Genomic DNA, 13,936 nt, shown 5'->3' with positions numbered 1-13,936 from the left:
AAATGAAGAAAATAACGATTGCTTTATTAATCTTATGCATGGCTCCGTTTGGCGTTCTTGCTGGTGAATCCGGTATGCCATTGGATAGAGCTCCGATTGATACAACTGACAATGCTTCCTTGCAACGTGGAGCGGAAAGCTTTGTGAACTACTGTTTGACCTGTCATGGCGCGAGTTATATGCGTTATAACCGGCATCGGGATATTGGTTATACAAACGAAGAAATTCTTAGTAAGCTGGTTTTCACAGGTCAGAAAGTTGGCGATCTGATGCAATCAGCTATGCGGAAAAAAGAAGGTGAAGAGTGGTTTGGTGTAGTGCCGCCAGATTTGTCGGTCATAGCTCGTGCACGCGGTGCCGATTGGTTGTACACGTACCTGCGTGCATTCTATCGTGATGATGCGACTCATACAGGCTGGAACAATCTGGTTTTTGATCGTGTTGCGATGCCACACGTTTTGTATCAGCTGCAAGGTGAGCAAAGACTGGTGGTTAAAACGTCAGATAAAGGCGAGCAAAAAAGCCTGGCACTCGAAAAAGCGGGACAATTGAGTGCAACCGAATATGATAAATTCGTTGGTGATTTAGTTAATTATTTGGTTTATCTGGGCGAACCGCATGCTAATGCGAGAAAACAATTAGGGATTGAAGTGATGATCTTTTTGTTAGGCATGCTAGTTTTATCGTATGCGCTCAAAAAAGAATATTGGAAAGATATTCATTAATATCAAATTTGCTGGATATACAGGTAACTTAGTCAAAGATTAGAAGTTATGATGACGCTATATTCAACAATTACTTGCCCATATAGTCATCGCTGCAGGATTGTATTGCACGAGAAAGATATGGATTTTCAAGTAATAGATGTTGATCCAAATAATAAATCAGAAGATATAGCGGTGATGAGTCCCTATGGCAAAGCTCCGGTACTTGTGGAACGCGATCTAGTGTTGTATGAGTCAAATATCATTAATGAATATATTGACGATCGCTTTCCACATCCGCAGCTAATGCCTGCAGATCCAGTAATGCGTGCACGAGCACGGTTGTTGCTGTTTCGTTTTGAGCAGGAATTATTTTGTCATATCGATGCATTTGATGGCACAGATCAGAAGGTCATTGACAAAGCTCGGACAGTTATTGCTGATAATCTTGCGATGATATCGCCAATTTTTGATAAGCAAAAATTCATGCTAGGGGATGAATTTTCAATGCTTGATGTCGCCATTGCACCATTGCTTTGGCGTCTGGAGCATTATGGAATTCGTCTTCCTAAGCAAGCAGCACCATTATTGAAATATTCAGAAAGATTGTTCAGTCGTCCATTATTCATAGATGCATTATCGGCGTCAGAGAAAGTAATGCGGAAATGAGTGATAATTCAACGAAACCATATTTGATTCGTTCCATATATGAATGGTGCAATGATAGTGGCTTTACCCCTTTTGTATCGGTAAAAGCTTATCCAGAGCTGGATGTTCCTATGCAATACATAAAAAATGGCGAAATAGTTTTTAATATTAGTGCAAATGCAGTTCATGCACTGATCATAAATAATGAATCAATTAGTTTTGATGCCCGGTTTAATGGGGTAGCAAGAAAGCTTAATATTCCAATCGATGCAGTTAAAGGAATTTTTGCAAAGGAAGTCAATCAAGGCATAGCATTCCCATCGGAAGACGAAGAGATTAAAAATGAAATTGCCATTGAAAAATCAAGTGATTCAGTTCAAAATTCACTGGTTGCGCAACCCAAAACTTCTGGTAAACCAAAACTTCGCATCATCAAGTAAGTTTCTTTAAATTTAATTTGTACTTGTCAATTTGCCGGCATAGCTCAGATGGTAGAGCAGCTGATTTGTAATCAGAAGGTCCCGAGTTCGATTCTTGGTGTCGGCACCATAAAATCAATGAGTTAGATTGATTTTGTGATCTTCTAATTTTTCACTTGTGTCAAAATTGTGTCATTCAGAATTTCATCTACAACCATTGCATGTTTTCTGAATTGTTCGGGCGCCAAATGAGCATAACGTTTCACCATCTCAGTTGACTCCCAAGCTCCCATTTCTTGAATTACATTTAACGGTACACCTTTTTGAGTTAACCAGCTGGCCCAAGTATGGCGCAAATCATGCCAACGAAAGTCTTCTATGCCTGCTCTTCTTAATGCCTTTCGCCATGCCCTGGTATTGACCTGAATAATTGGTTTTCCTTGGTAAGTAAACACTCTTAACGAATGTTTGCCAACCTGCTTTCTCAGAACTCCCATAGCCGTTGCATTCAGTGAAATATGAATGCTTTTTCGTGCTTTGGCTTGATCTGCATGAATCCATGCAACATTTCTCTGCAAATCAACCTGCGACCATTCCAAATCAGTAACATTGCGTTTGCGCAATCCTGTTGAAAGTGAAAACTTTACCAAATCAACCAAATGCTCAGGTAATTCATTTAGTAATATTTGTACTTGCTCAGGAGCTATCCAACGAATCCGCCGTTTGGGTTCCTTATATAGCCGGATAAAGGGTGCTTTCTCAATCCATTCCCAATCTAAAGCGGCTCTTCGTAGAATGGCTCGAATTGTAGCCAAATAACGATTAGCTGTTGAAGGTGAAGTTTCTTTGCATTTTATCTCGCCCACTTCAGCAATTACTTCCCGAGTTAATTCAGAAAGTAATTGGCCCCTAAAAAACTGTTGAAACCATGCAACCTGCTTCATGTCCTGCTTATGTGAAGCCTTATGTTGCGTCTCCATCAGCCATTTATAAGCCGCTTCATCCCAAGTGCGCTTTGGCTTATCCCCCAGTCTTGCAACCCGCCAGGATTCCGCTTTCAGCTTATCGTGGAATTCTTGCGCCTGGGTTTTATCTTCAGTTGCAGCAGAGCATCTAACTCGCTCGCCGCTTGGTGTGGTGAAACTAATCCACCACGTCTTACCACGTTTACAGAGTGACATAATTGTTTCTCCTCATGTCCCACTTGCAACGCTTGCCGAGTGCAAGCATATAACGAGCGAATGTGATCAGCAAGATCATCTTCAATAAATGCCCACCGTTTCCCTAATTTTGCCCCCGGAATAATTCCTGCTTTAGCGCGACGGCGCACTTCTTCAGGGTGCAACTTCAAGAATTGGGCAGCTTCATTTAAATTTAATGTTCTCATGCGCCATCTCATTGCATTGTTAAAAAAGATTGGCTATAGCAAAATCAAAAATATGATTAAAACCGAAATTAAGAGTAAGGTTGATGCCAGTAAATTAATAATGGCCGCCTGCCTGGAAATTCTGGTCAGCTCATAAATCTCCTGACCCTCTCTACTTTTTATTTTTTCATTAATCAGCTGAATACAGCTTTCCAGAAATTGGTCTCGTGTTAATCGTGCATTACCCATGGATGCACTGATAATGGCATTGGATTTTTTGGTAGAATACTCACACCATCGATTAAAGTTTTCTTCTAATATCGCCTGGTAATTGCTTAGCAGTTCAGCATGAGCTTTTTCATTTTGTTCCAGCAATACTTCATTCAAGGTGTGCATCATCAACACCGGATCATCCTGTGACAGAACAATGCCGTGTTCTGACGCTATTCTTTCAATGATCGCATCTAATTTGTCGGCATTCATGTTAAAACCGCAGCCACATTTTCAATGTTGGTGAAGAGCTGCCTGCGGATAATCGTTAATCGTTGACGTACCATCATCGGCAAAGCACTATTCTTCAGCGCTTCATCGAAGGTAAATTTTGATTGCAGGATTTCGCTCAAATCTTTGCCGAAAGTCTCAGGCTTGTAATGTGGAATTCGGATGATGGCGGATACTCGCCCTTTGTTATCCATATACGCTTTCATTTCCTCAAACTGCTTGCCATTCATGGTGATTTCTCCCCAGTAAGGATTTAACCAGACAACAAACAGTGCTTCTTTCGGAAACTGTTTAATCAGATGTACAAAACCATTCAATGTATCCAATAGAGCCTGGCTGCCGGTGATGACGGTATGCACAACCAACTCATGCCCCATATCTAAAAGCAAGGCGGGTATCTGATTGCTGATGAGATAATGCGACATCGGCACAAAGGTGCTGGCACCATTGTCAATAATGACGTCATTTTCAGCATTGGCGATAAGTTCAATTAAATCATCAAACTTTCTCGGATCAATCTCATCATTGTTCATCACATTAATCTGCTTAACATTGAGTTTTTTAAATCCATAAAAAGTGGCATTAACCGGATCTGTATCAATGCATATTGGATTGCCGCCTTTAGCAAACTTATGTTGTGCTAGCGTGGATGATATGAACGACTTGCCTACTCCGCCCTTCCCTTGCAGAATCATATGTATTTTAGCCATCAGATCAACTCCTCTTTTTCAGTTGCAGAATTAAAACGAAATCCTTCATGACCATTCCCGGCTGAATTTCCTTGATCAATGCGTAGATGTTGCTTTCTGTCCTCACCAATATGTCGATTGACCAAAGTCCTGAACCATTGATAAGAACATTTGATTTTTTCTTCCTGGTGCAAAATGTTCCAGATCTGTCGAATCGTCCAGCCATCCTTGAGTGCTTGCTCAATATCAGGTTTCAATGCGATGAACGCTGGTAAAAATTGCTTACCGGTACTTTTGTTTTTATCCGCATAAAGTGCGATTCGATCTGATAAGGATTTATTCATCACACAATTTCCAAAAAAATAGTTATCTTGGCGTCCAAACAGCTTTTTGTTTTTTTGCTTTCCTTTCTGTTTATTTTTGTTGCTTTCAGTATCAATTAATTGCTTATCCTTTTTTTTGCTTCCAAGTGACTGTTATTTAGTTGAATAAAGCTTTTTTCAAGTATTTTAATACTGTTTGTAATTATGATATAACGAAAATAAACTATTTGCAAACATCGATTATAGTGTTAGTATATTTCTTGAATCTCACACAGCCGGGCAAGATATGTGGAGATGGCCATCTCCACCCCAACTTATTCGCACTCTGTGCTCAACGTTGATCTTGCTCTTCGAGGAAAACTGAAATGATTGACAAAAAGAACCTCAAGACAATTAAAAAAGAGAGAAGAGACAAAAAGCTCAGGGTTCCTGTTTTGCCAATCGAAGACGCTGAAATAAAGAGCAAAGCTACGGATGCCGGATTAACCGTTGCCGAGTACCTGCGCAATCTGGGCCTAGGTTATCAAGTGCCCAGTGTTATAGATAACCGGAAAGTGGATGCTTTGTTAAGAATCAATGCGGATCTTGGCAGGCTGGGTGGATTAATCAAGTTTTGGCTCACCAACGACAGGCGCACAAAATTAATTGGCAAGTCGCAGTTGCACTTAACCTTGGACAGTATCCGGAATACGCAAAGCGCGATGCTGGATGTCATTATGAAGCTTAAAAAATAACTTTCGGAATAGTCCTTTTTGACTTAAGCAGCTTAAATACGATGATCGCTAAAATCATACCCATCAAATCAGTGCGCAAAAGCAACTACTCTGCACTGATACAGTATCTGACCGATCCTCAGGACAAGAGTGAACGTGTCAGCCAGATCAAGGTATCAAACTGTTATTCAGATGATCAGATAGCTGCATTGATAGAGATACAAAACACACAGGAAATGAATAAGCGCGCCAAATCAGACAAAACCTGCCATTTGGTGTTGAGCTTCCCGGAAGGAGAGCGTTTATCCCTTGAGAGTCTTAATGCCATTGAAGAACAATTTTGTGATGTCTTGGGTTTTACAGATCATCAACGGATCAGTGTCGTGCATGATGATACCAATAGCCTTCACATGCATATCGCAATCAATAAGATACATTCTAGAAACTTAACAATCCACAATCTTTATTATGATTACAAGAAAGTAGCGAAGCTTTGTGAACAAATCGAACAGGAATATGGTTTAACAATAGTTAATCATGAAACCGTGAATGATAAAGCCTCCAGAGTAGCGCAAGAAATCGAAACCAGAACAGGTGTAGAGAGCTTGCTGGGTTGGATCAAGCGTGAGGCACTTACTGAAATCAAAGGCGCGGACAACTGGCATGACTTGCATCAGGTTCTAGTTAGGCATGGCCTTGAAATCAAGGAGCGTGGCAACGGGTTTGTGTTGGTTGCCAATAATGGCGTGGCTGTTAAGGCCAGTTCAGTTGATCGCTCTTTATCCAAAGGGAATTTAACTCAAAGACTGGGTGCATTTGTACCTAGTGATAATTTTGGACAATCGTCACAACAAAACGCCAAACAATACCAGCCAAAACCACTGCAGAATCGAATCGATACTTCAAAGCTTTATGCGCGATACCAGCAAGAGCAAGCAAATAGCGCCAGACAGAATTCAAGCCAGTGGGTTATGTTGCGCCAAAGCAGAGATCAACTCATTGACCGCGCCAAACGGGAAGCCAAACTCAAGCGAAACATCATTAAAAGCATCAAAGCTGGGAGATTGGCCAAAAAAGCGCTGTATGCAACCGCACATCAGCAATTCAAAACGACTATCGAAGTCATTAAAAGTGATTATCAAAAATCCTATCAGCACTCTAAGGCCCATCATTCCAGAATGGGGTGGCTGGATTGGCTCACATTTGAGGCCAGAAATGGCAATGCTGAAGCATTGGCCGTGTTGCGATCCAGAAGATCCGGTCAATTTAAGGGCAATCAGGTATCGGCCAAGCAAAGCCATGATAAACCTAATGGCTACTTCAAAGATGGCTTTATTAAAGACAGCTCTGTTGAATCGATCACCAAGATCGGCACAGTCACTTATAAAGCAGGATCAACCACCATCCGTGATGACGGCAAGCGATTAGTCGTGCTGCCGGATACAACACAAGATGCATTAGTGGATATTTTACAAGTGGCCATGAAGAAGTACGGCAGCCACCTGGCGATCAATGGAACTGAATCGTTTCGTCTTGAGATCGCTGAAGTGACCGCACAAAATCAAATGCGCATCACTTTTGACGATAAGCCGCTTGAACAATACCGTCAGCAGTTAATGAAACAGCACAGGGTCAATAAAGTGCAATCGGCAGGTCAAAAACGACCCACCACCTCCATCACCACCCGAAGGAGCTTCTGATGAATAACATCAATCTGAGTTCTAAAGACAGCAGAAATATCAAAAAAGACAAGATTATCGTCCGCTCATTATCCATTGTCTGCCTTGTTGGCGGATTCCAAGTCGCCACTCAGTATTTTGCGCAACAATTCAATTATCAACCGCAATTAGGTACACACCTTTTTCATATTTATGAACCCTGGGCAATTCTGGTGTGGGCGAATAAATGGTATGGCGAGTATTCGGGCATCTTCGATCTGGCGGCAGGTTTTGGTATTTTATTTTCCAGCATCGGTTTGATTCTGGTGCTGGTCATTAAAATGGTATTGGCCAATTCATCCCGGACCAATCAGGGATTGCATGGCTCAGCCAGATGGGCGGATAAGCAGGACATTGTAGCCGCAGGACTACTGGCAACAGGCAAGAATCACAAAAGCGATGCGGTTTATGTCGGCGGCTGGCGGGATAATTCCGGCAAAACCCACTATCTGAAACACCGCGGCCCGGAACATGTATTGTGCTATGCCCCAACCCGCTCAGGCAAAGGTGTGAGTCTGGTCATACCCACTTTGCTTTCCTGGACTCAGAGCGCGGTCATTACTGATCTTAAAGGTGAGTTATGGGCATTGACCGCCGGTTGGAGAAAGCTTCACGCCGAAAACAAGGTGCTGCGCTTTGACCCGGCATCAACCAGCAGCGCGCACTGGAATCCGCTGGATGAAATCCAAATTGGCAGCGGCACCGAAGTCGCCGATGTTCAAAACCTGACTACCTTAATTGTTGATCCGGATGGCAAGGGATTACAAACCCACTGGCAGAAAACCAGCCAGGCATTGCTGGTAGGTGTCATTTTGCATGTTTTGTACAAATCGCAGCGAGAAGGAACCCCTGCCACATTATCGACTGTCGATGCAATGCTATCCGATCCTGATCGCGACATCAGGGAATTGTGGATGGAAATGGCCATGCAAGATTATCTGGATGGCAAGAGTCATCCAGTGATTGCAGCCAGTGCGCGCGATATGCTGGATCGCCCTGAAGAAGAAGCCGGCTCCGTGTTGTCGACAGCCAAATCGTATTTGTCCCTGTATCGAGATCCGATCGTGGCCAACAATATCAGCACATCGGATTTTACAATCCGTGACCTCATGCACCATGAGCATCCCGTCAGCTTATACATTGTGTCACACCCCAATGATAAATCGCGGTTGCGCCCTTTAATCCGCATTCTGATCAATATGATCATCAGAAAGTTAGCCGATAGAATCACGTTCAAAGACGGTCAACCCAGCGCGCATTACAAACACAAACTGCTATTAATGCTGGATGAATTCCCAAGCTTAGGAAAACTTGAGATCTTTCAGGAATCTCTCGCGTTTATCGCAGGCTATGGCATGAAAGCCTATCTGATTTGCCAAGACTTAAATCAACTCAAAAGTCGCGAGACCGGCTACGGGCATGATGAAGCGATTACTTCCAACTGTCACATCCAGACCGCATTTGCACCCAACCGGATTGAAACAGCGGAGCATTTATCCAAACTGACCGGGCAAACCACGGTCATCAAAGAACAGATTACCACCAGCGGCCGCCGCTCATCAATGATGCATGGACATGTCACCCGTACCCTACAGGAGACGCAGCGCGCGTTATTAACGCCGGATGAGTGTATGCGACTGCCAGGCCCGATGAAAGATGCTGAAGGCAAGATCACAAAGCCTGGCGACATGATTATTTATGTGGCTGGTTTCCCTGCCATCTATGGCACGCAGCCATTGTATTTCCAGGATGAAACCTTTACGGCACGGGCACAAGTGAATCCCCCGAGCTTCAGCGACAAATTAACCGGACTTTGAGATACCTCGAACTCTACTGAGTCAATTTCATGAAAAAACCCATCAAAATCCTGGGTGTTTTGATTCTGACCCTAAGCGTTAGCGTATTTGTACTAAGTATTGGTGCACGAATCAGCGGGATTTATATCAATACCACACCCAGTTTGCCAGTAGGTTTTTACAAAATGGTTGATGAACCGATTGTCAGCGGCGCTTATGTCGCTTTTTGCCCACCACAGGATGTGGTTTTTGATATGGCTATGGATCGATCCTACATCAACCGAGGGGATTGCCCTGGTGGCTATGGTTTGTTGCTCAAACGTGTGTTTGCACAATCCGGAGATACGGTTTCCATCGATCAGGCTGGCATCTTTGTGAATGGCAAACACTTACCCAACAGCACTCAACTAATAGCAGATGCTGAGGGTCAACCATTGCCGCAATACAGGCTTAAAGCTGTGCTCAATGATTCTGAGTACCTGCTGCTATCCGATTTGAACCCGCAATCCTTTGACGCGCGCTATTTCGGACTGATTACGCGTGATCAGATTAAGCAAGTTTTTCGTCCGATTTTTACCTGGAGTCATTAATCAAAAATTAATAGGAGTCAAAGCCATGCATAGACCACTGATTGATGCTGAAACAAACAATCCTGACATACAAGAAGTCATAACGGACAAGCTACTCGATGCAGAAATACCGGGCTTTCAGGCTGAATTTGATCCTTTAGAGGCTGAAAGGCTGGGCGCATTCACGGAAGATGCCTTGAGTGAACAGGATGCGCTGGATAGCACAATTGATCATGTAGCGGAGGTTAACGATGAAAGAGGCTAAAAAGGCTTTTCATGAACAAGTCGCCGAGAATTTGATTGAGCAACTCAAAAAAGGCGCTGCACCCTGGCAAAAACCGTGGAAACCAGGTGATCTGCTAGCCGCATTACCTATCAACCCAACTACGGGTAAGCGCTACCGGGGCATCAATAGCCTAAACCTGATGAGTCGTGCATATACGGATCCGCGTTGGCTAACCTACAAGCAAGCGATAAGCCTGGGTGCGCAGGTGCGTAAAGGTGAAAAAAGCACGCTCGTGCAATACTGGAAATTTACTGAGGAGCACATCAAAAAAGATGATAACGGAAATCCTGTTTTAAATAGTGAAGGCAATCTAATTAAAGAACAAGTCAGACTAGAGCGCCCCCGAGTGTTTTATGCCTCCGTATTTAATGCGGAACAAATGGATAATCTGCCAGAACTTGACATTAAAGCCCCCGACTGGGATCCACTGGAGCGGGCTGAACACATATTACAGGCATCCAATGCCGTGATTCGTCATGGTGAGGCAGACCGCGCATTTTACCGACCATCCACAGACAGTATCCACTTACCCCATAAGCACCAGTTTCCGACCCCCGATCGCTACTACGCAACTGCATTGCATGAGCTGGGGCACTGGACAGGCCATGAATTGCGCTTAAATCGTGATCTATCGCATCCATTTGGAAGCGAAGGTTACGGCCGCGAAGAATTACGCGCTGAGATAGCCAGCATGCTGCTCAGTGGTGAGCTGGGGATTGGTCATGATCCAGGGCAGCATGTGGCTTATGTGAGTTCATGGATCAAAGCGCTGCAGGAGGATCCGACAGAGATATTCCGTGCCGCCGCTGATGCAGAAAAAATCCAGGATTTTGTACTGGCATTGTCACAACAACATGAAATTGCACAGAAAGTTTATGCACAGGAGGCAATCAAGATGGATCAAATCAAGCAAAACACCGCAGCTTATTTACTGAATCTCTCACATGATCTGGCCACCATCTCATCCCACAATATCAAACGATTTAATGATCTGACACAGGATATGTCAAAAAAGGATCAGGATGCCATCATTCTGGTTGCTGATGCACTCAAATTTACGAGGGGCGGCGGTATTGATAACTTGGAGTTTGAAGAAGTTGCGGAAGACAAATTGGGTTTTAGAATTCCGGCTGACTGGAATGGACAGTTACAGATTCAGGGTAATACGATTCAAACCAATGAAAATGGTATTGAGTCTATAGTATCCGCTGATTTAATAAACATGGAGCCACAATTTTGGGGTGTGACTATGCAGCGTGATGATCAGACTTTCCAATGGGTGAAAGACTGTGAATCCAAACAAGAAGCGCAGGATTTGACTGATCTGCTTGCACTCATCGACGCCGCCGCAGAACAAAATGAACATGAAAAGGCCGTTAAGCTTGCTAACATCCATGAAAACCGCATCCGAAATGATCCAATTAGCACTGAAGTATCGATATTAGGAACCAAGGCCGAGCAAAACGATGACAATGCTCGTCAATATTTGATCGTTCCTTATCGTGATAAGGACTTAGCAAAGGCTGCTGGCGCTCGTTGGGACAAAAAGGCCCGTTCCTGGTATGTAGGGCCAGAAGCAGATATTCAAACATTACAACGTTGGTTACCGGAGAATGTTTCCAGCCAACAGGAACTAGCTACTGATCCTCACGTGGAATTTGCTGACTTGCTGCGCGCTCAAGGTTGTTTGGTTGATGGCAATCATCCAGTGATGGATGGCAGTAAACACAGAATTAAAGTCGAAGGCGACAAGTCGGTCGAGAAATCAGGGTTTTATGTGGCGCATCTGGATGGTCATCCTGCCGGATATTTCAAGAATAATCGAACCGGTATTGAAATTCGCTGGAAGGCCAGGGGGTACTCTCTTACGGATGAGCAAAAAGCCGAGCTATTCGCCCAAGCTGCTATCAAGCAGCAGAACAGAAAAGCCGAACAACATGCGCAGCAAATTAAAGTTGCTGATGCAATTCAACAATTGCTGACTATCGCACCTGCTGCCGATTCCGAACATCCTTATCTGAAAGACAAGCACGCCCGGCCAGGCGATCTGAGAATTGTGCCGCAGAATGCTGATGATTTACCCAATGACTCAATCATCAAAATTGGTCAGAACTGGCAGGAAGTCAAAGTATTGCGAGAAGAAAATCCAAATAGCATTGTACTGAGTGCCGGTGATTTGTTGCTGGCCGCACAAGATGTTCATGGACAAATCTGGGGTGTACAAACGATACAACCCAGTGGTGCAAAGCTTTTTGCAGCGGGTAGCAGAAAGGAGAATAACTTTCATGTCGTTGGTGGCGAGAGTCAGGGACTTACAGCACTGGATGCTGCACCTGCCATTGTTATTGCTGAAGGCTATGCCACCGCAGACACGCTATCCCAGGCGCTGGATTATCCTGTCATCGCCGCATTTGATTCAGGTAACCTACCCAAAGTATCTAAGGATTTGCATGAAAAGTATCCACATAAGCCAATCATTATCGCAGGCGACGATGATCATCATCTGGAATCGACCCTTAGCAAAAACCCCGGCAAGGAAAAAGCGCTTGAAGCAGCGGTATTGGTCAATGGGGCTGCGGTATTTCCGGTTTTTGCACCGGGTGAGCAGGACTCAAAGAAATTAAATGATTTTAATGATCTGGCCAATAAAAGCGCGCTGGGTATTGAGGCGGTAAAACGTCAGGTCGGATCGGTTTTTGAGAAAGTTTCTCAGCAGGCTAAACAGGACAGCTTATTGAAGTTACAAGTCCCTATTGAACCTAAGCAGCAGGAAATCAAGCAAAAACGGGCATTGGCCAGGTAATCTTTTAAGGAGACTACAAGATGCGCGATAATAGGTTAAAGACTCCAGGAAATTCATTCCATTCTGATGAAGGTGATCTTTATGAAAACATTGAGACTCGTCCCGGTACTACCGAAAAACAAAGGGAAGCAGGGCGAGGTGCCTATACAGAATTGCTCGAAGCTCATGCTCGATGGGCAGGTGGCACCTTACTGGGTTGCGATTTCCCAAAAGACTTCCGAGAAAAAGGAGAAACCACTTTCCTAAATCAGCCTATTAAGTCAGGCCATGATCTGGCAATAATGGCGCAAATACTGCGTGATCCGCGTTATGAAACGCTGCGAATCTTCTATACCCGTATGAATCGCATCGTTCATCATACGGCTGTGAGTTCCAGATTACCGGGCGCAGTCTATCTGGAAAAAATTGGGCATGACAAACATGATCTGGGTGTTTTGGTAGAAAAGACTAGACGACATGTTAAAGCAGATGGGTACTGGTTATTGCATAACCATCCATCGGGTAATGCTACGCCATCGAATCAGGATATCAGGCTTACAGAAATAATTGCATCAACTGTTCCGGGTTTCAAAGGCCATGTCATTATCAATACCAGTCAATACAGTGTCATTGATAAAGATGGTCATGTCGATTTTATGAATTGGATGCGGGACTTGGCGGGTGGTTATCAGAATAACCACTATAAAAGTCATGAGCTGCTCTTGGAGAAAATAACTTCACCGGAGGATCTTGCAAAGATAGGCCATACTTTAAAGAGACGGGATCAGTTTTTTAACTTGATAGGCATCAGTGCAACAGGATATGTATTATCGTTAAGTGAGTTACCCTTATCGGTACTGGATCGCTCTCAAAATTTGCTGCTGGCGCGACTGCAAAATTTTGCCCGCAATTCAGGTGTCAATACGGTATTTGCTATCACGAATGCCAATGATTACAGGCACCCGGTATTATCCAAAGCTTGTGAAGTTGGCATACTAAAAGATGTGTTAACTGTAGAGGGGGCTGATTATCGGTCATTGCGAGAAGAAGGAGTGTTTGCGTCAATGCCCGGTGAAATAAGTGCCATTTTTAGGAAGCCTAGAACATTTGTGAAGGAAGAGGACGGATCGGGCAAATGCAAAAGTCATAAACGCTGACAGTTTTCAATTTGGTATTTATTATGTCTGTAAGATCATTTCTTGTTGAACAAGTCCTGAAGAAACTCAGCAGTGATATTCTTGATGCAAGAAAGCGCCGAGGAATTACTAGATGGCTCCAAGGTTTTTTCTTGCAAATACTGACAAGGCGCAACCGTAGCACATAAAAATGATTGGAAAAATTGCTTTGCAAAGCTAGAGCATGGGTTTTCGTAGAGCTTAATTATTTTTGGATATCTCTACCCTTCTGAAAATGAGAATGAGA

At 43.7% G+C, this 13,936-nt stretch carries 15 protein-coding genes and 1 tRNA gene; 11 read left to right on the top strand and 5 right to left on the bottom strand.

Going from position 1 to position 13,936, the window contains the following annotated elements; genetic code table 11:
• Positions 1 to 2 precede the first annotated feature (2 nt).
• The 4 genes from R2103_RS12125 to R2103_RS12110 all read left to right on the top strand — a co-directional run bounded on the left by R2103_RS12125 (position 3) and on the right by R2103_RS12110 (position 1,901).
• Positions 3 to 725, top strand: coding sequence for a cytochrome c1 (locus R2103_RS12125; protein ID WP_317531649.1), 723 nt, complete (start codon positions 3 to 5; stop codon positions 723 to 725).
• A 48-nt stretch (positions 726 to 773) separates the two neighbouring features.
• Positions 774 to 1,373 (top strand): glutathione S-transferase N-terminal domain-containing protein, encoded by a 600-nt coding sequence (locus R2103_RS12120; protein ID WP_317531648.1) that lies wholly within the window; start codon positions 774 to 776, stop codon positions 1,371 to 1,373.
• Entirely contained in the window at positions 1,370 to 1,792 is a 423-nt protein-coding gene (locus R2103_RS12115) for a ClpXP protease specificity-enhancing factor (RefSeq protein ID WP_317531647.1), read from the top strand. The genes R2103_RS12120 and R2103_RS12115 overlap by 4 nt, the downstream gene beginning before the upstream one ends.
• Before the next feature lie 33 nt (positions 1,793 to 1,825).
• Positions 1,826 to 1,901, top strand: a tRNA-Thr gene (locus R2103_RS12110).
• Between the two features lie 34 nt (positions 1,902 to 1,935).
• Here R2103_RS12110 and R2103_RS12105 read toward each other — a convergent pair.
• The 5 genes from R2103_RS12105 to R2103_RS12085 are packed head-to-tail and all read right to left on the bottom strand — an operon-like array spanning position 1,936 to position 4,671.
• A complete protein-coding gene (locus R2103_RS12105; RefSeq protein WP_317532093.1) occupies positions 1,936 to 2,919 on the bottom strand; it encodes a site-specific integrase in 984 nt (327 codons plus the stop codon).
• A complete protein-coding gene (locus R2103_RS12100; RefSeq protein WP_317531646.1) occupies positions 2,829 to 3,158 on the bottom strand; it encodes a helix-turn-helix domain-containing protein in 330 nt (109 codons plus the stop codon). The genes R2103_RS12105 and R2103_RS12100 overlap by 91 nt, the downstream gene beginning before the upstream one ends.
• Before the next feature lie 33 nt (positions 3,159 to 3,191).
• On the bottom strand, positions 3,192 to 3,620 hold the full coding sequence (locus tag R2103_RS12095) for a conjugal transfer protein TraM (protein ID WP_317531645.1): 429 nt from the start codon (positions 3,618 to 3,620) through the stop codon (positions 3,192 to 3,194).
• Entirely contained in the window at positions 3,617 to 4,348 is a 732-nt protein-coding gene (locus R2103_RS12090; RefSeq protein WP_317531644.1) for a conjugal transfer protein TraL, read from the bottom strand. The genes R2103_RS12095 and R2103_RS12090 overlap by 4 nt, the downstream gene beginning before the upstream one ends.
• Positions 4,348 to 4,671 carry a TraK family protein gene (locus R2103_RS12085; RefSeq protein ID WP_317531643.1) on the bottom strand — a complete coding sequence of 108 codons (324 nt, stop codon included), beginning with the start codon at positions 4,669 to 4,671 and terminating at the stop codon, positions 4,348 to 4,350. Before R2103_RS12085 ends, R2103_RS12090 begins: the two co-directional genes overlap by 1 nt.
• A 344-nt stretch (positions 4,672 to 5,015) precedes the next feature.
• Here R2103_RS12085 and traJ point away from each other — a divergent pair, with 344 nt between their 5' ends.
• The 7 genes from traJ to R2103_RS12050 are packed head-to-tail and all read left to right on the top strand — an operon-like array spanning position 5,016 to position 13,671.
• A complete protein-coding gene (gene traJ, locus R2103_RS12080) occupies positions 5,016 to 5,384 on the top strand; it encodes a conjugal transfer transcriptional regulator TraJ (protein ID WP_317531642.1) in 369 nt (122 codons plus the stop codon).
• Between the two features lie 41 nt (positions 5,385 to 5,425).
• Positions 5,426 to 7,063, top strand: coding sequence for a TraI/MobA(P) family conjugative relaxase (traI, locus tag R2103_RS12075; RefSeq protein WP_317531641.1), 1,638 nt, complete (start codon positions 5,426 to 5,428; stop codon positions 7,061 to 7,063).
• Entirely contained in the window at positions 7,063 to 8,898 is a 1,836-nt protein-coding gene (locus R2103_RS12070; protein ID WP_317531640.1) for a type IV secretory system conjugative DNA transfer family protein, read from the top strand. The genes traI and R2103_RS12070 overlap by 1 nt, the downstream gene beginning before the upstream one ends.
• Before the next feature lie 29 nt (positions 8,899 to 8,927).
• Entirely contained in the window at positions 8,928 to 9,467 is a 540-nt protein-coding gene (traF, locus tag R2103_RS12065) for a conjugative transfer signal peptidase TraF (protein WP_317531639.1), read from the top strand.
• 25 nt (positions 9,468 to 9,492) lie between these two features.
• Entirely contained in the window at positions 9,493 to 9,711 is a 219-nt protein-coding gene (locus R2103_RS12060) for a conjugal transfer protein TraD (RefSeq protein ID WP_317531638.1), read from the top strand.
• Positions 9,698 to 12,535 carry a zincin-like metallopeptidase domain-containing protein gene (locus R2103_RS12055; RefSeq protein ID WP_317531637.1) on the top strand — a complete coding sequence of 946 codons (2,838 nt, stop codon included), beginning with the start codon at positions 9,698 to 9,700 and terminating at the stop codon, positions 12,533 to 12,535. Before R2103_RS12060 ends, R2103_RS12055 begins: the two co-directional genes overlap by 14 nt.
• Before the next feature lie 20 nt (positions 12,536 to 12,555).
• Positions 12,556 to 13,671: a JAB domain-containing protein gene (locus R2103_RS12050; protein WP_317531636.1), complete on the top strand. Its 1,116-nt coding sequence runs from the start codon at positions 12,556 to 12,558 to the stop codon at positions 13,669 to 13,671.
• Positions 13,672 to 13,936 lie beyond the last annotated feature (265 nt).

Origin of the sequence: Nitrosomonas sp. Is24 (assembly GCF_033063335.1) — a bacterium.
Taxonomy (GTDB): Bacteria; Pseudomonadota; Gammaproteobacteria; order Burkholderiales; family Nitrosomonadaceae; genus Nitrosomonas.
The sequence above is the reverse complement of the archived record's forward strand: the minus strand, read 5'-3'. Positions and strand labels throughout refer to the sequence as shown.

Coding starts and splice junctions, on each gene's coding strand:
- R2103_RS12095 (WP_317531645.1), bottom strand. CDS start 3,620: ATGAATGCCGACAAATTAGATGCGATCATTGAAAGAATAGCGTCAGAA.
- R2103_RS12085 (WP_317531643.1), bottom strand. CDS start 4,671: ATGAATAAATCCTTATCAGATCGAATCGCACTTTATGCGGATAAAAAC.
- R2103_RS12090 (WP_317531644.1), bottom strand. CDS start 4,348: ATGGCTAAAATACATATGATTCTGCAAGGGAAGGGCGGAGTAGGCAAG.
- R2103_RS12060 (WP_317531638.1), top strand. CDS start 9,493: ATGCATAGACCACTGATTGATGCTGAAACAAACAATCCTGACATACAA.
- R2103_RS12070 (WP_317531640.1), top strand. CDS start 7,063: ATGAATAACATCAATCTGAGTTCTAAAGACAGCAGAAATATCAAAAAA.
- R2103_RS12055 (WP_317531637.1), top strand. CDS start 9,698: ATGAAAGAGGCTAAAAAGGCTTTTCATGAACAAGTCGCCGAGAATTTG.
- traJ (WP_317531642.1), top strand. CDS start 5,016: ATGATTGACAAAAAGAACCTCAAGACAATTAAAAAAGAGAGAAGAGAC.
- R2103_RS12120 (WP_317531648.1), top strand. CDS start 774: ATGATGACGCTATATTCAACAATTACTTGCCCATATAGTCATCGCTGC.
- R2103_RS12115 (WP_317531647.1), top strand. CDS start 1,370: ATGAGTGATAATTCAACGAAACCATATTTGATTCGTTCCATATATGAA.
- R2103_RS12100 (WP_317531646.1), bottom strand. CDS start 3,158: ATGAGAACATTAAATTTAAATGAAGCTGCCCAATTCTTGAAGTTGCAC.
- traI (WP_317531641.1), top strand. CDS start 5,426: ATGATCGCTAAAATCATACCCATCAAATCAGTGCGCAAAAGCAACTAC.
- R2103_RS12125 (WP_317531649.1), top strand. CDS start 3: ATGAAGAAAATAACGATTGCTTTATTAATCTTATGCATGGCTCCGTTT.
- R2103_RS12050 (WP_317531636.1), top strand. CDS start 12,556: ATGCGCGATAATAGGTTAAAGACTCCAGGAAATTCATTCCATTCTGAT.
- traF (WP_317531639.1), top strand. CDS start 8,928: ATGAAAAAACCCATCAAAATCCTGGGTGTTTTGATTCTGACCCTAAGC.